The organism is Holophagaceae bacterium (assembly GCA_016720465.1).
Taxonomy (GTDB): Bacteria; Acidobacteriota; Holophagae; order Holophagales; family Holophagaceae; genus JANXPB01.
This window is the reverse complement of the sequence record JADKKO010000004.1, coordinates 1-22,452: the sequence shown is the minus strand read 5'-3', so window position 1 is coordinate 22,452 and position 22,452 is coordinate 1. Positions and strand designations below refer to the sequence as shown.

The following is a 22,452-nucleotide window of genomic DNA, read 5'->3' as shown; positions in this document are numbered from 1 at the left end:
GTGCGTCCCGGGACCAGGATGTCAAGGCGGGGGGATCAACCGGGCTTCGGCGTGCTGATCCAGGGCGTGCCCGCCAGGGCGAAGCGCCGCAGGGCTTGCTGGTCTTCCTGGGCGGCGAAGGGGATTCCCACCCGGGGACCGTGGACGATGCCCTGCGGGGGCTCCCCCTCCCGCAGTTCCAGGCCGCCCTTTCGGAAGAGAGGTTTCCCGTTGAAGCTCCGGTCCAGGTCCAGGCCCTGGGCCACGCGGCCCGGCCCCGCCAGCAGGGCGGGTTTCACTGCAGCCATCCCCCGGCGGGCCAGGAGCGTGTCCATGCCGGCAAGCGGTTCGCAGGCCCGGATGAGGATGGCAGCGCCCTGGCCTGCCTCGCCGGTCACCACATTCAGCATCCAATGGAGTCCGTAGCAGAGGTACAGATAGGCGTGGCCGCCCTCTCCCCACATGACGGCGTTCCGCCCGGTGCGGCCATGGCGCACGTGGCTCGCGCTGTCTTCGGGCCCACCGTAGGCCTCCACTTCGGTGATGCGGAGGATCACCGCATCGCGCACCAGGAGTTGGCCCAGGAGTTCCCGCGCCACGAGGTCCACATCGCGCCTGTAGAAAGACTGGGGAATCAGCTTCCCTGGGCGGAACATCGCTTCCCGCGCACGTAGGCGGCCTTCACCATGCGTGGATCCGCGCGGTAGATGAGCCTCGACAATACCTGGTCGGCCGCATCTTCGGCGCGCTCCGCGGGATCCGACAACCGCGGATCGACCACGATGAAATCCGCGTCCAGCCCTTGGTCCAGGCTGCCGATGCGGCCCTCCAATCCCAGGCCGCGGGCCGCCGCCCTGGTCGCCAGGTGGAAGGCTTCCGAAGGTTTCACCGTGGCGCGGGCCTCTTTCAACAGGGAGAACCGCAGTTTCGAAACCATGCAGGCCATGGCCATCTCGTTCCACATGGAAAGCGAGGGCCCGCCCGCCACGTCGGTTCCAAGGCCGACGGAGATGCCCTCCTCCAACCAGCGCCGCAGCGGCATAGCGCCGCTCTCCAGGAAGGCGTTGGAACTGGGGCAGTGGACGATGGCCGCGCCCGCGGCGCGGATCATCCCGCGTTCGGTTGCGTCGAGATGGATGCCGTGGCCCAGCAGCGTGCGGCCGTTCAGCATTCCGTGCTGGCGGTAGACGTCCGTGTAGTTCGCGCACTCGGGGAAAAGCTTGCGGACCCATGCGATCTCGTCGAGGTTCTCGGCCAGGTGGGTCTGGATGTAGGCGCCCGTCTTTTCTGAAAGGTTGCCAACGCCGCGCATGAGGTCCGGCGAGCACATGGGCGCGAAGCGCGGCGCCAGGGCGTACATCAAGCGCCCGCCGTCCTTTCCGTGCCACTGCTGGATGAGCTCGGCGCTCTGCTGGAGCGAGGCTTCCGTGTCCTCGGACAATGCCTCCGGAGCATTCTGGTCCATCATCACCTTGCCGATGGCCGCGCGGATGCCGCAGCTCTCAGCCTCGCGGAAGGCCGCGTCCGTGGCTTGCTGGTGGATGGTGGAATAAACCACGGCCGTGGTGGTGCCCAGGGAGAGCAGGTCCTCGAAGAACCTCCGGGCCGCCGCTTTGGCCAGGCTGGCATCCGCGAACCGCGCCTCCGCCGGAAAGATGTGGGTCTTGAGCCAGGGCAGCAGCTCAAGGCCGTCCATGGCCACGGATTCGTATTGCGGCAAGTGGACGTGGAGATCGATGAGCCCCGGCAGGATCCAATGGGGGCGCAGATCCAGGATCTCCGCGCCGGGATGCCGCTGGGCGAGGGGATGAAAGGGGCCGGACTCTGCTATCTGGCCCTGTTCATCCACGGCCAGCGCGCCATCCGGGATGGAACGCAGGCGGCCCCGTTCGGGCGTATCCAGGAGATGCGCGCGATAGAGGATCACACTTCATCAAAAAAGAACGGCTTCAGCACCTGGATGCGCGATTCCCAATCGGTGGGATGGATGAATCGCAGGGCGGCGGCCAGGCTCGAGAGCAGGCTGTTGCCGTCCTGGGGCGTGAAGCAGAAACCCACGAGGCGGTGCTCGCTGGGCATGGTGAGGGTGCTCAAGGGGATGACCGTCTGGTTGAGGATGCGCCCGAAATGGCCCTGGTCGCGGCCGAAGGAGAAGACCGTGTTGGCATCCTTCTTTTCGGTGATGGCGATGCGGTCGTTGCCCTTGATCCTGGCCTTGAGGGTCTCGAGGTTCGTCGGGCGCTTCATGCGCAGGTCGAACCAGAGGCTGTGCATGTACTGGGTGTTGATCTTCACGGCGGATGAGAAAAGGTTCAGGCTCAGGCCCTTGGTCTGGAACAGATGGTACGCATCCCGGGCATGGTGGGTGCCGAAGCGGCCCTCCTTGTGGGTGCCCACCTGGGGGCCGGGGCAGAAGTCCTTCACCTGGCTGATGTCGTTGGCGCGGCGCATGCAGACGAAGGACGCCTCGTCGAGGTTGTCGTCCCCTTCGGCGAGCACCAGCGTCTGCAGCAGGCAGCTCAGGTTGTGCGTATTGCAGCTCACCACGTGGATGTACTTGTCGTCGGCCGTGATGACTTCGTCGTTGATGCCGCGGGCGTACATCTTCCCGAACCCGAACTCGCTGCCCTGGGCGATGAAGCCCAGGGTGTTGTGTTCGTAGTGCTTGTAGATCTTCTCCTTCATCTCGATGCCCTTGGGCGAGCAGTCGATGACCACCGAGGCTTGTTCCAGCGCCTGCTCGTGGGTCAGTTCGGGGCTCATGCCCGCGGCCTTGAAGGCCTCCATCTTGTCGGCGTCCACCGCGAGCTTGGCGCCGCGGTTCACCAGGGCCTTGACCTTGGGCCGGTCGCTGATGCTGTGCTTGTGGAAGGTGATCTCGTCGAGCCCCAGCTCCTGCTTGTAATGGGCCAACAGGCCGATGAGCGGCTCGCCGATGGTGCCGGTTCCCACTAAGTGGATGATCCTTTTCGACATGGGTGCTCCGTGGCGGATCGGATTGTTCTGGGACGCCCCGCCGATCCAAACAGTCTAGTTTCCCAGGGGAGGAGAGCCCCGCCAACTTAAAAAAGCCCCGTGGCTACCAGCCGCGCATCTGGTTGGCTTTGTAGACCCGGTCGAGGGCCAGCACGAAGGCGCCGGTGCGGTAGGTGCAGCCATGCTGCACGACTTTCCCATGCACATCGTTGAAGGCCTGGACCATGATCTTTTCTTCCTTTTCGAAAACCTCGGCCTCCTCCCAGAAGAACTGCTGGAGGTTCTGGACCCATTCGAAGTAGGAGACCGTCACCCCGCCGGCATTGGCAAGGATGTCCGGGATCACCGTCACGCCCTTGTCCTTGAGGATCTGGTCCGCCGCCGTCGTCGTCGGCGCATTGGCGCCCTCCACGATGAGCTTGGCTTTCACGCCGGGCGCGGTGTCCTTATTGATGACGCCCCCGAGGGCGGCCGGGATCAGGATGTCGCAGTCCTGGGAGAACACCGTGCCGGCCTCGAAAGCCTCGCCCCCCGTGAAGCCGCCCACGCCCTTGTGTTCCTTGACGTAGGCGATGAGGCCTTGGACGTCCAGGCCCCCGGCCTTGCGCACGGCGCCGGTGTGATCGGCCACGGCGATGATTTTGGCGCCCATCCCATCCAGGAATTTGGCGGTGTAGGAGCCCACATTGCCAAAACCCTGCAGCACCACACGGGCGCCTTTCAGGGGCACGCCGAGGGCGCCGCAGGCTTCCCGGGTGATGATGGCCACCCCCTTGCCGGTGGCGGCCTCGCGGCCCTGGCTGCCGCCCAGTTCGATGGGTTTGCCGGTGACGCAGGCGGGCTGGTAGCCGGCCTTGCGGCCGTATTCATCCATGACCCAGGCCATGGTCTGGGCGTTGGTGTTCACGTCGGGCGCTGGTACATCGCGCGTGGGCCCAAGCACCATGCTGATCTTGGCGATGTAGCGGCGGGTCAGGCTCTCCAATTCATGGAGGCTCATCTTCGAGGGATCGCACTGCACGCCGCCCTTGGCGCCGCCGAAGGGGATGTTCACCACGGCGGTCTTCCAGGTCATCAGGCTGGCCAGCGCGCGCACATCGTCCAGATCCACCTCGGGGTGGTAGCGGATGCCGCCCTTCTGGGGACCGCGGACGCCGTTGTGCTGCACGCGGAATCCGTGGAAGACCTTCATCCTGCCGTCGTCCATGCGGATGGGCAGGGCCACCGACACTTCCCGGTAGGGTGTTTTCAGGATCTCCCGGATTTCCGGGGGCATTTCCAGAATGTCAGCGGCCTCATCGAACTGCCGGTTGACGTTCTCGAATAGATTGGCGTGCTCGGTCATGTCTCCCCCGCGAAAAATCCAGCCTAGCTGCTTCTGGAAAACGCGAAAGGATTTCCCGGCCGGGGATGGTGGTCCGCCCCAGCCGTCTTCCCCGGTCCGCCCGTTGGATTACTTGATGGTTCCGGGCCAGACCAGGTACTGGATGTTGCCGATGCCATAGAATTCGCCGCCGCCGCCGGCATCGACTTTTTTAATGCAGCTGACACGGATCATCGGCTTGGCGTTGTAGGAAAGGGTCACGTCCATGACCTTGCTGCTGGACGCATTCACCCGGACGTCGGAAACCTTCATCGCGCCCCAGACATGCACGGGAAGACCCTTGATCAGCCGGTAGATGCCGGCATTGAACGCCATCCGGGCGTCCTCGATGCCATAACCTTCTTCGGGCGCACGGGGCAGTTCGTCCAGGCGGCTCGCCAGGTGCTTGATCCCGAGGGTCTGCATCTCCTCCGGGGTCAGGGAAATCTTGAGATCCTTGGCCTCCTTGTGGAACCACCAGGCTGAAGGGAAAACCACATCAGGGCTGATGGGCGCGATGAGGATCAGGTGCTTGAAATTCTTCCAGGCAGCCAGGTATTGAAGGTGGGGCAGGATCGCGGCCGGAGTCTGCGCGGCGGTGGGGGGGACATTTGGAATCGGACCTTCTTTGTTCCCGCAGCCCATGGAGATCACCAGCGAAGCCAGCGCTCCAAACCCCGTGATGTTTCGTCCAATCTTTGCCATGTGGCCTCCGATCACCGATTACTCTGGAATCTTGCCGTGATTTCACAAGTACTTCCAAACTTATTCTCACTTCGCGTTAGGTGCCGTTAAGAAGGTGATCAATGTCATACCCTGTCCGGCTCTATGTTTTCGGCCGGCCCAAACTGGCCTTCGCCCGGGAATGGGAAGCGCACTACCTCTCCATGCTGAAACCCCATGCCCGCTTGGATCTGGTGGAGCTGGCGGAGGGCCGGGGCACCCCTGCCCAGCAATTGAAGGATGAAGCCGCCCGGCTATTGCCCAAGCTGGCGGCCCTTCAGTGCCCGGTGCTCTTGACTCCCGAGGCCCCGGCCCGGAGTTCCGAGGCTTTTTCGGACTGGCTGGGCAGGGCCATGGACCAGGGCCTGAGCCTGGGCTTCGCCATCGGCAGCAGCCATGGCTTTGATCCGGGCCTCAAGGCCGCCATCAAGGAGAAACTGTCCTTGGGCCCCATGACCTTCCCCCATGACCTGACGCGCGTGATGTTCCTGGAACAGCTCTACCGGGCCTTCGCAATCCTCAAGGGCTCGCCGTACCACAAGTAGGAAAATCAGTCCCAAGTTCCAAGTCCCAAGGAACCCCAAAGCCTGCATTCTTGTTAACTTGAGACTTGAGACTTGAGACTTGAGACTTGGGACTTGGGACTTGGGACTTGGGACTTGGGACTTGAGGACCTGGGACTTAGCTCTCAGGACCCAGAACCTGCTCCACCGCTGCGTAGGGATCGAGTTCCCGCCTGGCAATGGCCGTGATGAGCTCCTGGACGCGCTGTCCGGACCGGGCGCGGGCGCGGCGGGAGGCCTCCTCCGCCAGCAGGGAGTCGAAGCGGAGCCTGGCTCGCTCCTGCGCCTTGCGCTCAAGGCCGCCATGGGCACGCAGCCAGGCCCCGTGCCGGCGGACCTGGTCCAGCAGTTCCCGGATGCCTTCGCCCTGGGTCGCGATGGCCCGGCAGACGGGTGGGTCCCAGGGTTTTGGCGGGCTCAGGCTCTTCATGGCCTCGATCTCCTGCTCCACCTGCTCGACGCCATCGCGGTCGGCCTTGTTGATGACGAAGAGATCCGCCACTTCCATGATGCCGGCCTTGATGGCCTGGATCTCGTCGCCCAGGCCCGGCACCAGCACCACGGCGCAGGTATGGACGCAGCTCACCACGTCCACCTCGTCCTGCCCCACCCCCACGGTTTCCACGATCACCGTATCGAAACCGGCGGCGTCCAGCAGGTCGATGGCGTCCTGGGTGGCCCGCGCCAGCCCGCCCAGCGCCCCGCGCGTGGCCATGCTCCGGATGAAGATGCGGGGATCCGAGGCGATGCGGCCCATGCGGATCCGGTCCCCCAGGATGGCGCCGCCGCTGAAGGGCGAGGTGGGATCCACGGCCAGGATGCCGACCTTCTGGCCCTGCTCGAGCAGCGTCCTCGCGATCTGGTCGGTCAAGGTGGATTTACCCGAGCCCGGGGCCCCCGTGAGCCCCAGGACGACGGCTTTGCCAAGCCGGGGCCAGACCTTGGCCATGAGGGGCCGGGCCTGGGGGTGGCCATCCTCCATCCAGCTGATCGCCCGGGCCAGGGCCCGCGCATTGCCTTCCAGGAGCGGCCCCAACAGCCCATCGGCAGTGTCCATCTGCCAAGAATGCCAGCAGAAGAGCCTGTTTGCCCGCCAATCTTCGCGCTCGATCGAATCCGGGTGGAATGATAGACTTTCCTTTTGTCCAGAAGGGATGTTCGAACATTTGATGGCTACCAAAGGTTCCAACCCCCGCGGGCCGGCCGGTCCGAGCCCGGAAGACTCCGGGGTCGTGCGCCTGCAGAAACCCACGCCGCGGACCGAGGTGCCGACCCTGCGCGAGAAGGCCTGCGCCACCTGCGGCTCCGGCTTCACGGTGACCCCGGACCAGAAATACTTTCTCTGCCCCAAGTGCTATGCCAAGGAATTCCACCGGAGCTCAAAATCGCGGAACGCGGGAACCCAAGTGCTCACCCACATCACTTGTGTGGAGTGCGGAACTTCCGAGTACCTGAGCTTCGTTCCGCAGGATGCGTCCCTCGCGCTGTGCACGGCCTGCTTCGGCCGCCGCAAACGGGAACAAAAACTCGACCCGCGTCACTAATTTCCACACCTAGGAGTTTTACATGCGTTTGATGAACGTGCTGCCCTTCAGTCTCACCGCCATCCTGGCCGCACAGACTGCCCTGACCCCCGCCCCCAAGAAACCAGCCGCCCCCGCGGCCAAGCCCTCGGCGAAAGAAGCCCCCAAGGCCAATTCCCTGGAGGCCAAGTTCGCCCGGGAAACCCTTTCGTCGGTCCTGGACTCGATCAATGCCGCCTGGTTCGGCCAGCCCTACCAGAACATCACCGCCGTCCAGATGGAAGGCACCGTCCGGGCCAATGTCTCCGCTTCCGCGATCAACGCCAAGATCGCCGCGGACACCGCCGGCCAGGTCAAAGGCGGAGCGACCAAGAGCGGCAATGCCAACGTGAATATCAAGACCACCTATTTCGCCAACGGCGACTTCAAGACCGATTTCAGCGGCGATCTGGGCAACGGCATCTGGACCCGCGTGGGCAACAAGGGCTTCCTCTACAGCAAGGAATTGAACGCCTACACGACCCGGGTCGATCCCGGTCCCGCGGAGGCCCCGCTTTCCTACATGGGCTGGTTCCGCGAAGTGATCATCGATATCCGCAAGGTCTACGCCGAATCCAGCGCCTTCACCGCGACCCTGGGCAAGGAAGAAGCCGCGGGCGGCGAGACCCTCCAGACGCTCACCTTCAACGCGCCCACCGGCTCCTACGACCCGAAAAAGCGCGAGCAGAACCTCACGGAAACCCTGGGCTTCTGGAAGCGCGGGCGCATGGACCTGACCTTCGAAAAGACCTCCAAGCTGCCCCGCAAGCTCAACTACACCAACGAAGCCAACGGCATCCGCACGGGCTTCAGCTTCAACTACGTCAAGGGCAAGCTTCAGAGCATCGACATCGCCAACCACAGCAAGGGCTTCGACGGCCCCGGCGGCCTGCGCATCTCCTACGACGCCACTGGCCTGATGAAGACCATCGCCGGCGAGCTCAACAGCCAGCAGAAGAAGGTCGCCTTCGATCTGAAACTGAACTGGACAAAGGACCTCAAGTCCTCCCAGATCGCGGCCCTGCCTCCCGCCGGCGCCAAGAAAATGGGCGGCGACGAGCAGGAGACCCTCATGCTTGTCGGCGTCGCCGGCAACGTGATGGACCTCCAGCGCGCCGGCTGGAACATCATGGCCCCCAAAGTCTCCGCCAACGCCCCATCCAAATAATTCAGCTAGACTAACTAAATCGGGGCGTGGCGCAGCCTGGTAGCGCATCTGCTTTGGGAGCAGAGGGTCGGAGGTTCGAATCCTCTCGCCCCGACCATAGAGACCGGTTCAGGGGAGACCTCGGACCGGTTTTTTATGTTAAACACAATGGGGCCGCGAGAGGAATCGAATCTCCGATCGGCAATGGCGCGCAGGTAGCCCAAGGCTGAGACGCATGCGTCGAAGCCGGTCCGCGAAGCGGATGGGCGTGCGCAGCCATGCCGCGGGAGATGGGTGGTGCGAGGGTGAGAATTGGAGGATGAAACAACAATCCTCTCGCCCCAACCATACCTATCCCCTCGGCACTTCCTGCTCCGGATTCACATTCTTCATGAAGACCGGCCAGCAGGCCATGTGGCCGAGGCCGAACTGGAGCAGGACGCCGCCCGCTTCGGAAAGGCCGAAGGAGGGCGCGGCGCCCTTCAGCACCGGGGGCAGCACCATGAGGTAGAGATCCAGCCAATGTCCGGCGAGCACGATGAAGCAGGCCACCATCAGGACTGTTTCATTCGTCTTCGCCTTGCGCTGGAGCAGCAGCACGAAGGGCAGGCCGAAATTCAGCACGATATTCAGGTAGAAGAACGGCGTCCATTTGCTGTTGAGCATCAGGCGGATGGGGCCCGTTTCCTCTGGGATGTTCGCGTACCAGATCAGCAGGAATTGGCTCAGCCAGATGTAGGCCCAGAAACAGCTGAAGGCGAAAAGCAGCTTGCCGAGATCGTGGTTCTGCGCCTTGGAGATCTCCGGCAGCAGGCCCACGCGGCGCAGCACGATGGCGCTGATGGTGACGATGGCGATGCCCTGGAGGAACATCCCGGAGAAGCCGTAGATCGCGAAGATGGTGCTGTACCAGCCAGGTTCCAGGGACATGATCCAGTCGAAATTCGCCACGACGAAGGTGACGCCGAACACCAGGATGAAGACCGCGGCGCCTTTCCCATGCTGAACGATGCGCCGCCCCACCAGCATCCAGAGGCCGAAGAAAAGGAGGATGCGGCCGAAGAAGAAGGGACGGTTCAGCCAGACCAGGCGGCCGTGGAGCAGGTGGTCGGAATGGGCTTCAGGCCGTGCCCAGGGATAGATGTACTCCGCGCCGAACCAGAGCGACAGCATCATCAGGCCCGCGATGGGCAGCAGGGCGGGCATGGCCCGGCGGGCTTTCAGGATGGGATCGCCCAGCGGGCGCCGGTGGTGGATTGGATCGCCAGAAGGAAGAGGCCGCCTAATCCCACGCAGGTCAGATTGAACGCGGTGATCAGCACATTGGCCCAGGCGTGGACGGGATTCGTCGCGAGCCCCACCACGATCATCAGGAAACCCAGGACCGAAAGGGTCAGGGCTGCCAACCGGAACTTCTCGCCGATTTCCGCAAGGGTGGGGAACTGCGGCTTGGTGAGATCGCGGGCCGGAACGGTAAACACCTGGTTAGGGTTCATGGCTTGACTCCGGTGCTCGGGTCCGGTGCAACGGCAACCGCTGCTGGCGCGGGTTTGGGCGCGGAGGCCTTCTGCAATTCACGGATGTAGAGCACCACTTTCCAACGATCATCCCGGCTGATGAGGTCGCCCAGCCCTTTCATCTTCTGGGGACCGCCGAAGGTGGTGACATGGAAGATCTGGCCATCGGGCATGTTCTTGACCACCGGCGCTAAGGATCGCGGGCGCGAGCAGGCCCCTGGCCACGATCACGCTGCTGTTGTTGTCGCCATCCTTTGCCGTGGCAGGCTGCGCAACTGCGTTCGTAGACCAGCTTGCCGCGGCTGAAGTTCTCCTGGGTGGGTTGGAAGGGTTGATTAATTCTCGGCCTGCGCGCTCGGCTTCAGGTTTGCCAGGGCCGTAGCTCAACGGCACCAGACCATTCCGCGACACGGTGCCGGTGGGCGGCGACCGCAGCACTTGGCCGCGGGGAAGGAGGGATGGGAATCAAAGGACTGATAGGAGACGGGATCCATCATTCCACCGTCCCAGGCCACGTTCCGCCGCAGGTAATCGCGATTGAGCAGGGGGTAGCGCGGTCAGCACGAGGACCGCCGGGATGAAAGCCAGGATGAACGCGAGGGGCGTCGCTTCGCGATCCAGAAGCGAGGAATCCTTTTGCATCCGGTCATCCACCAGCAGCTCGGTTTCCAGGGCGCCGAGCTCAGCCATCATGGCTTGGACCACCGCGAAGTTGGCGCCAGGCGGATCTCGGCGGCCACCACGAAACGGTCGTCATTCACGCCCGGGGGAGGTCAGGCACCTTGAACTTCGGCCGCATGCCTGAAACCACGAAGAGCGTGCCCACCACGCCAAGCCCCGCCAACAAAACCGTAAGTTCGAAGGCCACGGGCACAAAGGCCGGCAGGGGACACCAAGGGCTTGCCGCCGACGATCAAGGGATAATCGAAGGCCGAGGTCCAGATCTGGACACTCAGCGCGATGGCCAGGCCCAGAATCGCAAAGGCCAGGCAGGCCTGCGGCAACCGCGAGGGCTTCAAGCCGATGGCCTCGTCCATTCCATGCACGGGAAAGGGCGTGTAGGTGTCGATGACGCGATAACCGTCCAGCTTCAGGCGCTTCACGGCTTCGAGCAGCAGCCCGGGCGCGGCGAAGTTGGCGCGAAAGCGGGTCGGGACCATCAGTTCAGTGCTCCTCATGCTTCAGCACTCCTTTCACTTCGCTGGCCGCGATGACCGGCAGCAACCGGGTGAAGATCAGGAAGCAGGTGAAGAAAAGCCCGAAGCTGCCCAGGAAGATGGCCACCTCGATGAAGGTCGGCCTGTACCCGGCCCAGGAAGACGGCAGGTAGTCGCGGTGAGGCTCGTCACGATGATGACGAAGCGCTCGAACCATGCCGATGTTCACGAAGATGGACAGGATGAAGATCATCCAGGGCGTGGTGCGCACCTTCCGGATCCAGAAGAGCTGCGGGATGATCACATTGCAGCTCACCATGGACCAGTAGGCCCACTTGAACGGTCCGAGGGCGCGGTTGACGAAGACATAGCGCTCGAAGTCGTTGCCGTACCAGGCCATGAAGAATTTGCCGTAGGCCATGCCCACGATCATGCCCGTGGCGATGATGACCTTGGTCACGGCTTCCAGGTGGCGCACGGTGATGTACTCCTCCAGATCCATCACCTTGCGGGCGATGATCATCAGCGTCAGCACCATCGCGAAGCCGCTGAACACCGCGCCCGCCACGAAGTACGGGGGGAAGATCGTCGCGCCAGCCGGGGATCACCGAGGTTGCGAAGTCCATGGACACGATGGTGTGCACCGAGATCACCAGCGGCGTGCTGAGGCCCGCCAGCAGCATGTAGACCGTCTCATAGCGGTGGCTCCAGGTGTGGTTCGAGCCGTTCCAGCCCAGGGAGAAGATGCTGAAGATGGCTTTGCACTTTCGACTTGGCGCGGTCCCGCATGGTGGCGAGATCGGGCACCATGCCCAGGTACCAGAAGGTGAGCGAGATGATGAAGTAGGTGCTGATGGCGAAGACGTCCCAGAGCAGCGGGCTCTTGAAATTCACCCAGAGCGAACCGCGGGTGTTTGGATAGGGCGTGGCCCAGAACGCCAGCCAGGGCCTGCCCATGTGGATGATGGGGAAGGTGCCCGCGCACATGACCGCGAAGATCGTCATAGCCTCAGCCGCGCGGTTGATGCTGGTGCGCCACCGCTGGCGGAACAGGAAGAGGATCGCCGAAATCAGCGTTCCGGCATGCCCGATGCCGACCCAGAACACGAAGTTGGTGATGTCGAAAGCCCAGCCCACCGTGCGGTTGAGTCCCCAGGTGCCGATGCCCCGGGTCACGGTCTGCGTGACGGCCCAGGCTCCGAGTAGAAGCAATGATAGGGACACGGAAAGCGCCAGCCACCACTTCAACGGCGGCATGCGCTCCGTGGTGCTGAAGACTTCTTCGGTTACTTGGCTATAGCTCTTGTTGCCTTCGATGAGCGGTAAAACATGGCCGTAGCCCCGGAGCTCCTCTTCTGCGATCCCATCCAGGGAGGGCAGCGCGTATGCGTGGTCTTCGGAGCGCCATGGCGGCCTCCTTTGGATTCGGCCGGTTCCGCGTTGCGTATCTTCGTCAGGTAGCTCACCGCGGGTGCGACACCCAGTTCGCCCAGCACCAGGAAACGCTTGGGATCGCGCATGGCATGGCTGATCTGGCTATCGGGATCCTGCACATCGCCAAAGACGATGGCCTGGGCCGGGCAGCTCTGCATGCAGGCGGGCTGGGCCTCGCCGTCTTTCAGTTCGCGGCCTTCGTTCTTGGCCTGGATCTTGGCGGTCATCAGGCGCTGGACGCAGAAACTGCACTTTTCCATGACGCCGCGGCTGCGCACCGTGACATCGGGGGTTGAGGGCCAGGCGCTCGAGCGCTGTCGTGGGGTATTCCCACCAATTGAAGCGGCGCGCCTTGTAGGGCAATTGTTGGCGCAGTAGCGGGTGCCTACGCAGCGGTTGTAGACCTGCTGGTTCAGTCCTTCTTCGCTGTGGACCGTGGCCAGCACCGGGCACACGTGCTCGCAGGGCGCGTTGTCACACTGCTGGCACATCATCGGCTGATGGAAGACCTTGGGTTCGGCTTCACTGCCTTCGTAGTACCTGTCGATGCGCAGCCAATGCATCTCGCGTTTTTTCGCGACTTCGGCCTGCCCACCACGGGAATGTTGTTTTCCACCTGGCAGCCGATGACGCAGCCGGAACAGCCGGTGCATTTGTTCAGGTCGATGACCATGGCCCAGTGGTGCTTGCCGTGGGGATGGGGCGCATAGGCTGAAGGACCAATCTCCTCATGCGGTCGCGCGGAGGCCGGATCGCGCAGGTAGGGCGCCAGTGCCATTTTCGCGCACGAGTTCGCGGCCTTCGAAACTGTGGTGGTCCTGGGTGGCGGCCAGCTCGGCCCGGCTTCCGGTCCTGCGGATCTGCAAGGCGCTTGGGTTGGCGCTAAGGAATCCGCTCGCGAAGCTGCGCCATGGATAGGCATTGCCGCCCACGATCTTCCAATCTTTGGGGCCGCCTTCCTTCCGGCCATAACCCAGCGCCACGGCGATGGTGCGGTCGTCCTGGCCGGGCTGCACCACCACGGGCAGCGTCAGTTCAGGCAGGCCCTCCGGCCGCACGGCGGTCATGTCGCCCTGTTCCAGACCCAGACCTTTTGCGGCGGCTGGAGAAACGGAAAGGTAGTTATCCCAGGTTATCTTGGTGATGGGATCCGGGAGTTCCTGGAGCCAGGGATTGAAGGCGTGGCGCCCATCGCCGAGGCCGACCTTGGCCATGAGCAGCAGCTCGTAGGGTCGTGATTTCGCCGCGATCCGCTCCCGGAAGGAAGCGTTCACTTCTTCCTTGTAGGCAGGGCTGCTCCAGGCTTCCATCAAGTTGAACGGCGCCTTTTTGCAATACGCCATTCCAGAATGAATCGAAGTCCCCAACCGCCTTTTGACGTGGGAAGAAATCTTTTTTCCATTGTTCCCGAAGCTGTTCCAGGGCCGTCGCAGGTCGACCGCTCCAGGACAGGAAACTCTCGAGAGAATTTCGGGTTTGGAAGAGCGGATTGGTAAGCGGTTGGACAAGGCTCAGGGTTCCCGACACGGGCCCGCATCGCCCAGGCTTCCAGCCAGTGATGGTCCGGCGAGATGGGTACAGGCGATGGCGGTTTCATCCGCGGTCAGAGCCGTGCTCACGCGCAGGCGCACTTTGGCGAAGGCGGCGGAGAATTCAGTGGGCAGATCGTACCCGGGTTCGCACCCACCACGAGCACCGCGTCCACTTGCCCTTCGCTCATCTCTTTGATGAAGGTGGCGAGGGCGCGGTCGTCTCCTGTTTCTGCAGACTCGGATGGGCGAGATCCACCGTCTCTTGCCCCGTTGCCGAGCAGATGGTTGATGCGGGCGGTGAGGATTTGCGCGTACAGCTCTGTTCAGCCCGCACAGCACCAGGCTGGAACCCTTGTGCTTCATCAATTCCTGGGCCAGGGCTTCGGCCTTGTGGCCGAGTTCCTTCCGCAGTTCGCCCCAGGCTTTCCTGAGCCGAGCGCAGCGGGACAGCGATCCAAGAAAGGGAACGATCTCGGAGGGCGCCAGCCGGATGCGCTCATCCGCGTTGCTGCCCGTGAGAGACATTCCGGATTCAGCCTGCACATGCTTGGGACATGGCCGCGGATTGTCCGGGCGCGGCGGCTGGCGTAGGAGCGCGTGAACCCGGCGGGATCGATCCAGGTACCCAGGAAATCAGCCTCGATCCCGAGAATGAGATCCGCTTCTTCGATTCGGTAGTGGGGCAAAGCCTTCGTCCCGTGGGTGCGCTCGTAGGCCGCGGGGATGGCGGCGCAGCTTAATGCGTCATAGCTGACGAGCTTTCCTCCTTGAAGCCAGCAAGGAAGTTATTGATGGCAGTCTTCAGCGTGGGACTGATCAGTGTTCCGCTCAGGACGCGGATCTTGCCGCCCTTGGCCTTGACTTCGTAAAACGTGTAGAAAGTTCGGCGTCGAGGATTTCCAATCGCAATCTTGGCCTGCCGCGCGCGGTTGCTTAAGGCGGGCGGGATCGTAGAGGCCGCGGGTCTGGGCTTGGCCGATGGCGCAAAGTCCGCCACGGTTCATCGGGTGGTCGGGGTTCCCTTCAAGTTTCACGCGGGTCGCCCATCCCGGCTGCGGGCCAGCACGCCGCAGCTCGCGGAACAACCCCTGGCAGGTGGTGGCATACCATTGCGCCACGCCGGGCGTCAGGCCTTCCTGGCCATTGAGATAGGGCAGCGCCTTCTCGACGGTCTTGCTCTTGCAACTGATGGCGAGGCCCGCGGCGAAGCCAACCCCTGAAAATCGGAAGAAGTCGCGCCGGCTGATCTGGCGGACGCTCTCCCACAGGGAGTTCATCGCTGAACTCGGCCTTGGTTTTTTTGATGAGTCCCCGCCGTTCGCCGAGGCTCTTCCATACGCGCATGGTTTCTCCTCAGTGGTGGCAGGCGCCGCAGTCGGTGGGGGGGGCGGGGAGGTTTGCCGTTCAGTTGCAGCTTCTGGTTCTCGGCGCGGTGGCAGGCCAGGCACTCGCCCATGGTCAAGGCCAGGCTTGTTCTGACGCGCTCCATGCCCTGGATCTCGCCGTGGCAGTTCTGGCAGGCCACGCCCGCATTGACGTGCCGGCTGTGGGGAAAGTCGACGTGGAAGGCAGGCGATGAACGCGGACCCACTCCACCGGACGTCCATCCTTCATGGCCTTCGTGAGCTTGGCGATCTCGGGGCTCGGATCGCTCATGCCAGGCTTCGCCCCGCCTTGTTCAGGATCGTCTCGTGGCATTTCGCATGCAGGTGCTTGTGGGTGGGATCCGGCGTGGCGGCTTTTCTCGGCTCCGGTATGGCAGAAGAGGCAGTCCATCTTCAGCCTGCCCGCGGAGCGCGTGCGAATAGGCAATGGGTTGCACCGGCTTGAGCCCGAGTTGTCCCTGCCAAAATTTCGTGTCCACGCTCACGGCAAGGATCATCAGGAAGCCCCGAAAGCCACGGCCCGCCAGGGCCGCAGTGCGCACCCTCATCTGAGGCCCCGGCGGTTCCAGATCACCACCTGGGGCTTGCGCCAGTAGTAGAAGATGGGGACCACGAGAAAGTGCACCAGGCGGGTGAAGGGAATGATCAGGATCAGCGAAAACCCGCTGAGGATGTGGATCTTCGGCAGCCAGGGAAGGGGCTGATGAGCTCAGGCCGGGGCTCAACAGCAGCAGGCTCCACAGGTAGGGAACCGCGTTGGAGGCATACCAGAACTGCCCCAGCGATAGCGCAGGGCGGTATCGATGCCGGTGGTCACCCGCAGCAGCAGCAGGCACAGAAGGACCCAATCCATGGCGGTAGTGACGGCCTTCACGCGGGAACTGCTGCTGCGGCGGACCATCAGCGCCACGACGCCCACGAGCGCAGCAGGGCCATGATCAAACCGGAGATTTCTGGCAATACAGTCGAAAAGGCGCGGAGTTCCAGGCCAGGATCTGCCGCGGAATCAGGAAGGCGACGAGATGCCCGGTGAGCACCCAGAGAATGCCCCAGTGCCAGAGCCCCGAACCCCAGAAGAGCTGCTTGTTCTCAAGGAACTGGCTGGAGAGGCTCGAATAGCTGAAGGGTTTCCAGGTGAAGCGGAGGATGCTCACCACGACCGCCAGGGCCAGCGATGTAGGGAAATCCGACCCAGAGGAATTTATCAAGCATGGCTCACCTCGGCCGGTGACGGCAGGTCTGGGCTTTGCCCGGGCCGGACGTGGGGTTCCGGGGGACGCAGAGGGCCTCCTGGCCCGGGCGGTCCCCCCGGAGGACGTTGCCATGCGGTGAGCCGTAAAGATCAGGAAAAGACCCTGAAGCAAGTGTGCATAAGCCCCGTCTTTCATCCCTGACTGGATTTTTTCCATGGCGGGCAGGATGCAGTCGTCCACCAGGTCGATGGCATCCTGGGTCTCCAGCTTCATCGTGAGATCCAGCAGATTGGGCAGGTAATCCGGCAGATCGTTGCCCGCATCGATATCGTTCTCCTGCAGGTGATGGCGCATCATCGCCAGGAACTGGCCACGCTTGTAGGATTCGCCGAACAGGTGCCAGCCGATCTCCAGCACGCAGTCGGGATTCAGATCGAAACTGCGGGTGTAGATCTCGGCCATTTCCTCCAGGCTGGAAGTTCTTGCCACCAGGGCGAAGGCCTCCAGGTATTCCTGGCAGGGGATGGGCGGTATTCATCGCTTCATCCGCGAGGGCCGCGGCGAGCTTTGGAGTGTCCGCATCGGGGTAGCGCAGCAACCTGGCGATGCCGGGGATGAGCTGGGTTGGAACTCGCATCTGGACGAAAGGCTGCATCAGGCCCCCCTTACCGGCTGCTCGCGGAAACCGAATCCCGCGGCGCCCTTTTTTTCAAGTGGATTGGTGAGCACTTCCACCGCCTGTTCACGATGGCTGGGCGGGATCACGAAGCGGTCTTCGTAGTTGCAGAGGCTCGTCAGGCGGTAGATTGCCTCGGCCTGCTCGGGTGTGCAGTCGGCTTCGCGCAGGCCATCCAGAGCCACCTGCATGTCCACGTCTCCCACCGTCACGGCGCGTTTCCAGGTCCGGATGGCCATCATCTTTTCATGGCGTAGCGCACCGGCGCTTCCTGCCCGGCGCCAAAAAGGCTGGCCAGGTAGCTCAGGGGCAGGCGCGCCTGGTCCAGCGGCGCGAAGATCTGGTCCGTCGAGGTGGGATTCAAGGCCACGCCGTTCTCAACGGAATACGTGACTGGGCCGAGCGCGGGCACATAGAAAAGGCTCGGGAAGGTGCGGAACTCCGGGTGCGGCGCGAGGGCCAGGCCCCATTCCTTGACGAACTTGTAGACCGGGCTGTTCTGCGCGGCCTTGATGATCTGTTCGGTCACGCCATTCTCTTTCGCGGCCTCGATCACGGCGGGATCGAAGGGATCCATCAGCATTTCCCGGTGCGCGGTGACCAGCTCTTCGTCGGGCCGCACGCCCGCTTCCTGGATCTTGTCGGCGTCGTAGAGCAGCACGCCCATGTAGCGGATGCGGCCCACGCAGGGAATGGAAGCAGGCCGGTGCCCGGCCCGTTTCCACGCGGGGATAGCAGAGCCGGCACTTCTCGGATTTGCCCGTGCTCCAGTTGTAGAAGACCTTCTTGTAGGGGCAGGCGGAAACGCAGTAGCGCCAGCCACGGCACACGTTCTGGTTGACCAGGACGATGCCGTCCTCGCCGCGCTTGTAGATGGCGCCGCTGGGGCAGGCCGCCACGCAGGCCGGGTTCGCGCAGTGGTTGCAGATGCGCGGCAGGTAGAACATCACCAGGGTCTCGATGCTCAGGAGCCGCAGGCGCTGCTCCTCGGTCATCGCTTCGAGATTCGGATCGTTGCGGGCGTAGAGGGCCGATCCCCCGAGATCATCGTCCCAGTTGGGTCCGGCTTCGATGTCGATGTACTCGCCGGTGACTTTGCTGATGGGAATGGCCGTGGGCTGGTCGTCCGTTTCCGGCGCCGTGAACAGATCTTCGTACCGGTAGGTCCACGGCCTGTAGTACTCGTCCATGGTAGGCAGGTCCGGCTGATAGAAGATCTTCTGCAGGAACTTGCCCTTGCTGGTGAGGCGGAGTTCGAGCTTGCCGTTCTTGACGATCCAGCCGCCCTTGTATTCATTCTGGTCTTCCCATTTGGTGGGATAGCCGGTGCCGGGCTTGGTCTCGACGTTGTTCCACCACATGTAGTCGGCGCCCTTGCGGTCGGTCCACACGTTCTTGCAGGCGATGGAACAGGTGTGGCACCCGATGCACTTGTCCAGGTGGAACACCATGGCGATTTGAGAGCGGATATCCATCAGTGGCCCTATCAAAGAAAAGCTCGCCCGCGAAGGGCCGCGAAGGGAAAGCGAAGGGCCGCGAAAAAATGGCATTGGGGGTCGTGGAATCAGACCAAGTTGGGTCTTCGGACATCCACCTATTTTTGTTGTTTTTCATGTTTTTCTTCGCGCCCTTCCCCGCGCGCCAGCGCGCTTCGCGGCCCTTCGCGGGGGCGGTTTTCATTGGAACAATCATCATCACCACCCCCCTACCAGACCAGCTGGCCGAGTTTGCGGACGTAGACCACCGTTTCGCGGTTCACGCCGGTGGGGCCCCAGTAATTGAAGTGGTAGGTGAACTGGCCGTAGCCGCCGACCATGAGGTTGGGCTTGAGGCGGATGCGGGTCAGGCTGTTGTTCATGCCCGCGCGCTTCATGCCCCTGAGCGGGCTTTTCGGCACGCCATAGGTGCGCTCGGTGGCGTGGTACTGGATGCAGGCGCCCTTCGGAATGCGGGCGCTGACGCAAGCCCGCGTGACCACGACGCCGTTGTCGTTGTGGACTTCGACCCAATCGTTGTCCTTCAGTCCGACGGAGGCGGCGTCCTCCTCGCTGAGCCAGAGCGGATCGCAGCCGCGCGACAAAGTGGTCATGCGCTCCGTGTCGCCATAGGTGGAATGGATATGCCATTTGCCATGGGGTGTCAGGTAGTTCAACGCCAGGGTGTTGCCTTCGCGCTTGGAGCAGCGCAGATCTCCGAGCACCTGGGCCGGCGGCGGGCTTGTAGGTGGGCAGATGCTCGCCAAAAGCCAGATAGCCTTCATGGTCCAGGTAACAATGCTGGCGACCCGTGAGCGTACGCCAGGGCACCATGCGCTCCACGTTGTAAGTGAAGGCCGAGTAGGACCGCTTCTCATCCACAAAGCCCGACCAGCAGGGGCTGTTCAGCACGCGACGGGGCTGGGAGAGCAGATCCTTGAAGGTGTACTTGATGCCCCGGTAGGCTCGGCGAGATCCTTCAACGGCAGGCCCGTGCGGCCTTCCATGTACTGGTAGGCGCGGTAGGCCAGTTCGCCGTTGGTCTCGGGCGCGAGATGCAGCAGCACGTTGGCGGCGTCCAAGTCCTCTTTAAGGCTCGGCCGCTTCTGGCCCTCGATCATCTCCGTGGGATGGGTTTCGAGCATCCGGTCGTAGACATCCTTGATGGGGTATTTCACACCGTGGGCGCCCAGGCCCTGCTCCCGGACGTTGGGTCCCAGGGAAATGAACTGATCGTAGATTTTGCTGTAATCGCGGGTGATCACGGTGAGGCCCGGCATGGTTTTGCCCGGGATGGCTTCGCATTCGTCGGCCATCCAGTCCCGGATATGGGGCTGGGCGATCTCCGCGGGTGTGTCGTGGGCCAATGGATTCGAGACGATGTCATCGATGGGGTTGGGCAAGTGCTTGGCTGAAAGTTCGCTGACCTTCTTCGCCATCTGCTTGAAGATGTCCCAATCGCTTTTCGACTCCCAGCAGGGCGGGACCGCCGCGGAAAGGGGATTGATGAAGCTGTGCATGTCTGTGGAATTGAGATCGGTCTTCTCGTACCAGGTGGCCGTGGGCAGCACGATGTCGCTGTAGAGCGCCGAGGTGTCCATGCGGAAATTGATGTCCACCACCAGGTCCATCTTCCCTGTGACGGTGGGCCGCCATTCAACATCCTTCAGCGTGCCTTGGCCACTTCATCGGCGATGGCGTTGGTGTGGGTTCCAGGCAGTGCTTCAGGAAGAACTCGTGGCCCTTGGCTGAAGTGCCGCTGCCATTGCCGCGCCATATAAACCAGATTCGCGGCCAGTTCTCGGAGGCGTCCGGATCCTCGACCGAGAAGCGCAGATCCTTCTTCTTCAGGCGATCCACGGTGCTGGCGATGATGGCTGCGTTGTCCTTAGCGCCTGCCTTGCGGGCGTCGGCCACGACCTGCATGGGGTTCTCGTTGTATTGCGGGAAATAGGGCAGCCAGCCGCTCCACGGCGCGGGTCTGCATGTTCATGCAGTGGCCTTCCACCAGTTCGCCCGTCCGGACTGTGTTGTATTCCTTGAATTCCTTTCGTAGCGCCACTGATCGCTGTTCCGTAGTGCCAGCTCGGCGCGTTCTGGAGCCTGTTCACGGAGCCCAGTCCTTGGCCAAGCGCGATGGCGCTCCTGGAGGCCACCGGCGCCAGTTTCTCCTGGCCGACGTAATGGGCGAGGCCACCGCGCGTTGGTGCCGATGCAGCCGCAGACTACGAGCGCATGCTGGGCGGCGCGGTAGATCGGGTTGTTGTGGTACCAGTGGTTCCGCCGGCGCCGATGATGACGGTACTCGCCCTTGGTCAGCTCGGCGGTATGGGCCCACTCCCGGGAGAAGCGCGGCACGTTGTCGCGGGAGAGACGGGGTGTCCATTTCCCTGCCAGGCCGGCGTGTGGACGGCGTGCTTGTCGTCGTAATCCTTCGGGTAGGCGCCGGGCAGGCCGCGTCCACGCCGAATTGCGCCATGAGCAGGTCGTAGACCGTCGTCACGATGGCGGTGTCGCCATCCGCGAGCGCGATGCGCTTGACGGGCACGCCCCGGAAAGCGTTTTTCCATCGGCGAAATCATCAAACTGGACCAGCTCCGTTGGCTCATTGAGCAAGGTCAGGGCCGGCGCGATGGGGCTGTCGTCCTTGCCATCCTGGGAACAGCAGGTTCCATCTGCCCTGTTCCTAAACCCCAGCGATGGCCCACGGAACCCTTCGGCAGAATCTTGGGCGCGCCGGAGGGTTCGTCCCACATCAGAAACTTCCGTTCGCCGTGCTCTTCGTCCTTGTACTTCAGCGAGACGGCCCGCGCGCAGAAGCTGCCCCGGTCGGAAACCGTTTTCGATTTCGGTGTGCCCCGACCAGGAAATGGACCGTCGGGTGCATTTCTTCTGGTAGTCCAGGAAGAAAAGAACGGGTTTTGGTGATGGAATTCCCGTGAGGATCACCTGTTCATGGCCATCCAAAGCGCGCCGTCCTGGCCGGCGTGCACGGGATCCACTGTCGGCATACTTGGACACCTGGCTGAAGTCGGGCGGAAGACCACCATCTTGGTCCCCGGCGTTGCGGGCCTGCGGCGAAAGTGGACTGGGGCGTGCGGGTCATGTTCAGGTTGTAGCCCATGACCGCCAGGTACTTCGCGTTGTACCAGTCCGCGCTCTCCTGGACGTCGGTCTGTTCGCCCCAGACTTCGGGCCAAGAGGGCAGGTCGCAATACCAGTCGTAGAAGCTGAGAGGTTGGCCGCCCAGTAGCTGCCCGGGAGCGCGCAGCCGGCGGCATGGGCTCAGCATGGACATGGCCGGGATGGGGCGGAAGCCTAACATGGGTCGGGGCCGTGGCCTTCACGGTGTGGATGTTGGAGGCGGCGATGATCTCGTCACTTCGTCCCAATGGCAGCGGCGGAAGCCACCCTTGCCCCGCGCCTGGTGGCACCGGCGCGTTTGCTCGACTCCCGATGCAGGCCCAGGCTGCCACGGATCCGGAGTCCTTAGTTCCCTGGCCTCCCGCCACAGGTCCATCGAGCGCGCCGCGCAGGCAGGGGTAACTTTACCCGGAGCGGGCTGTAAAGGTAGGCCCCAGGAGAAGGTGATGCCGGCGCTGGCAGCCGCGTGGCTCGTAAGGCGGGAGGGTCTCACTCCAGGAGCGGGTAGTCTGAGCCCTGCATCTCCCGGGTGACGATCCCTTCCTTGACGTAGACCTTCCACCCGCAACCGCCGGTGCAGTTCACGCCGTGGGTGCTGCGGACCACTTTGTCGTGGCCCAGCGGTT

22 protein-coding genes, 1 tRNA gene and 4 pseudogenes are annotated in these 22,452 nt (G+C 63.1%); 4 read left to right on the top strand and 23 right to left on the bottom strand.

The features are described from left to right. Positions 1–35: 35 nt before the first annotated feature. From IPQ13_07600 to IPQ13_07580, 5 genes are all read right to left on the bottom strand, one after another. Positions 36–635, bottom strand: coding sequence for a DNA-3-methyladenine glycosylase (locus IPQ13_07600; protein MBL0210755.1), 600 nt, complete (start codon positions 633–635; stop codon positions 36–38). Continuing rightward, positions 614–1,906, bottom strand: a complete 1,293-nt coding sequence (guaD, locus tag IPQ13_07595; protein MBL0210754.1) for a guanine deaminase — start codon at positions 1,904–1,906, stop codon at positions 614–616. Before guaD ends, IPQ13_07600 begins: the two co-directional genes overlap by 22 nt. Next, positions 1,903–2,955, bottom strand: coding sequence for a hypothetical protein (locus tag IPQ13_07590; protein MBL0210753.1), 1,053 nt, complete (start codon positions 2,953–2,955; stop codon positions 1,903–1,905). Before IPQ13_07590 ends, guaD begins: the two co-directional genes overlap by 4 nt. Positions 2,956–3,058: 103 nt before the next feature. After that, a complete protein-coding gene (locus tag IPQ13_07585; protein MBL0210752.1) occupies positions 3,059–4,300 on the bottom strand; it encodes a glutamate dehydrogenase in 1,242 nt (413 codons plus the stop codon). A gap of 108 nt (positions 4,301–4,408) precedes the next feature. Further along, positions 4,409–5,023: a hypothetical protein gene (locus IPQ13_07580; protein MBL0210751.1), complete on the bottom strand. Its 615-nt coding sequence runs from the start codon at positions 5,021–5,023 to the stop codon at positions 4,409–4,411. A 101-nt stretch (positions 5,024–5,124) separates the two neighbouring features. Between IPQ13_07580 and IPQ13_07575 the strand changes: the two genes are divergently transcribed. After that, complete coding sequence (locus tag IPQ13_07575; protein ID MBL0210750.1) at positions 5,125–5,586, top strand: 23S rRNA (pseudouridine(1915)-N(3))-methyltransferase RlmH; 462 nt, start codon at positions 5,125–5,127, stop codon at positions 5,584–5,586. Positions 5,587–5,722: 136 nt separating this feature from the next. Here the strand turns inward: IPQ13_07575 and meaB are convergent, their stop codons facing one another. Beyond that, positions 5,723–6,661: a methylmalonyl Co-A mutase-associated GTPase MeaB gene (gene meaB / locus IPQ13_07570; GenBank protein ID MBL0210749.1), complete on the bottom strand. Its 939-nt coding sequence runs from the start codon at positions 6,659–6,661 to the stop codon at positions 5,723–5,725. 97 nt (positions 6,662–6,758) lie between these two features. Between meaB and IPQ13_07565 the strand changes: the two genes are divergently transcribed. The 3 genes from IPQ13_07565 (at position 6,759) to IPQ13_07555 (ending at position 8,431) form a co-directional block, all read left to right on the top strand. Continuing rightward, on the top strand, positions 6,759–7,148 hold the full coding sequence (locus tag IPQ13_07565; protein ID MBL0210748.1) for a hypothetical protein: 390 nt from the start codon (positions 6,759–6,761) through the stop codon (positions 7,146–7,148). 22 nt (positions 7,149–7,170) lie between these two features. Continuing rightward, positions 7,171–8,334 carry a hypothetical protein gene (locus IPQ13_07560; GenBank protein MBL0210747.1) on the top strand — a complete coding sequence of 388 codons (1,164 nt, stop codon included), beginning with the start codon at positions 7,171–7,173 and terminating at the stop codon, positions 8,332–8,334. A gap of 20 nt (positions 8,335–8,354) precedes the next feature. Beyond that, positions 8,355–8,431, top strand: a tRNA-Pro gene (locus tag IPQ13_07555). Between the two features lie 233 nt (positions 8,432–8,664). Here IPQ13_07555 and IPQ13_07550 read toward each other — a convergent pair. The 17 genes and pseudogenes from IPQ13_07550 to IPQ13_07470 form a co-directional block, all read right to left on the bottom strand. After that, positions 8,665–9,519, bottom strand: a complete 855-nt coding sequence (locus tag IPQ13_07550; GenBank protein ID MBL0210746.1) for a hypothetical protein — start codon at positions 9,517–9,519, stop codon at positions 8,665–8,667. 14 nt (positions 9,520–9,533) lie between these two features. Beyond that, on the bottom strand, positions 9,534–9,809 hold the full coding sequence (locus IPQ13_07545) for a hypothetical protein (GenBank protein MBL0210745.1): 276 nt from the start codon (positions 9,807–9,809) through the stop codon (positions 9,534–9,536). Beyond that, positions 9,806–10,003: a hypothetical protein gene (locus IPQ13_07540; protein MBL0210744.1), complete on the bottom strand. Its 198-nt coding sequence runs from the start codon at positions 10,001–10,003 to the stop codon at positions 9,806–9,808. The genes IPQ13_07545 and IPQ13_07540 overlap by 4 nt, the downstream gene beginning before the upstream one ends. A 292-nt stretch (positions 10,004–10,295) precedes the next feature. Next, positions 10,296–10,523, bottom strand: a complete 228-nt coding sequence (locus tag IPQ13_07535) for a hypothetical protein (GenBank protein ID MBL0210743.1) — start codon at positions 10,521–10,523, stop codon at positions 10,296–10,298. 80 nt (positions 10,524–10,603) lie between these two features. Beyond that, positions 10,604–11,008 carry a DUF3341 domain-containing protein gene (locus IPQ13_07530; protein ID MBL0210742.1) on the bottom strand — a complete coding sequence of 135 codons (405 nt, stop codon included), beginning with the start codon at positions 11,006–11,008 and terminating at the stop codon, positions 10,604–10,606. Then, positions 10,995–12,244, bottom strand: a pseudogene (nrfD, locus tag IPQ13_07525) (polysulfide reductase NrfD). Before nrfD ends, IPQ13_07530 begins: the two are co-directional and overlap by 14 nt. A 29-nt stretch (positions 12,245–12,273) precedes the next feature. Continuing rightward, positions 12,274–13,391, bottom strand: a pseudogene (locus IPQ13_07520) (4Fe-4S dicluster domain-containing protein). A 1,347-nt stretch (positions 13,392–14,738) separates the two neighbouring features. Then, positions 14,739–15,230, bottom strand: coding sequence for a hypothetical protein (locus IPQ13_07515; GenBank protein ID MBL0210741.1), 492 nt, complete (start codon positions 15,228–15,230; stop codon positions 14,739–14,741). After that, positions 15,227–15,544 (bottom strand): cytochrome c3 family protein, encoded by a 318-nt coding sequence (locus IPQ13_07510; protein ID MBL0210740.1) that lies wholly within the window; start codon positions 15,542–15,544, stop codon positions 15,227–15,229. The genes IPQ13_07515 and IPQ13_07510 overlap by 4 nt, the downstream gene beginning before the upstream one ends. Positions 15,545–15,882: 338 nt before the next feature. Beyond that, positions 15,883–16,239, bottom strand: a pseudogene (locus IPQ13_07505) (respiratory nitrate reductase subunit gamma). A 37-nt stretch (positions 16,240–16,276) separates the two neighbouring features. Next, on the bottom strand, positions 16,277–17,020 hold the full coding sequence (locus tag IPQ13_07500; GenBank protein ID MBL0210739.1) for a respiratory nitrate reductase subunit gamma: 744 nt from the start codon (positions 17,018–17,020) through the stop codon (positions 16,277–16,279). A gap of 165 nt (positions 17,021–17,185) precedes the next feature. Next, positions 17,186–18,682 (bottom strand): annotated as a pseudogene (gene narH / locus IPQ13_07495) (nitrate reductase subunit beta). 230 nt (positions 18,683–18,912) lie between these two features. Further along, positions 18,913–19,467 (bottom strand): hypothetical protein, encoded by a 555-nt coding sequence (locus tag IPQ13_07490; GenBank protein MBL0210738.1) that lies wholly within the window; start codon positions 19,465–19,467, stop codon positions 18,913–18,915. Positions 19,468–19,587: 120 nt separating this feature from the next. After that, positions 19,588–20,313, bottom strand: coding sequence for a molybdopterin-dependent oxidoreductase (locus IPQ13_07485; GenBank protein ID MBL0210737.1), 726 nt, complete (start codon positions 20,311–20,313; stop codon positions 19,588–19,590). 25 nt (positions 20,314–20,338) lie between these two features. Continuing rightward, positions 20,339–20,608 (bottom strand): molybdopterin-dependent oxidoreductase, encoded by a 270-nt coding sequence (locus IPQ13_07480; GenBank protein ID MBL0210736.1) that lies wholly within the window; start codon positions 20,606–20,608, stop codon positions 20,339–20,341. A gap of 1,027 nt (positions 20,609–21,635) precedes the next feature. Next, positions 21,636–22,007, bottom strand: a complete 372-nt coding sequence (locus IPQ13_07475; GenBank protein MBL0210735.1) for a molybdopterin-dependent oxidoreductase — start codon at positions 22,005–22,007, stop codon at positions 21,636–21,638. A gap of 308 nt (positions 22,008–22,315) precedes the next feature. After that, positions 22,316–22,452: hypothetical protein (locus tag IPQ13_07470; protein MBL0210734.1), on the bottom strand; the 137-nt coding region annotated here is incomplete at its 5' end.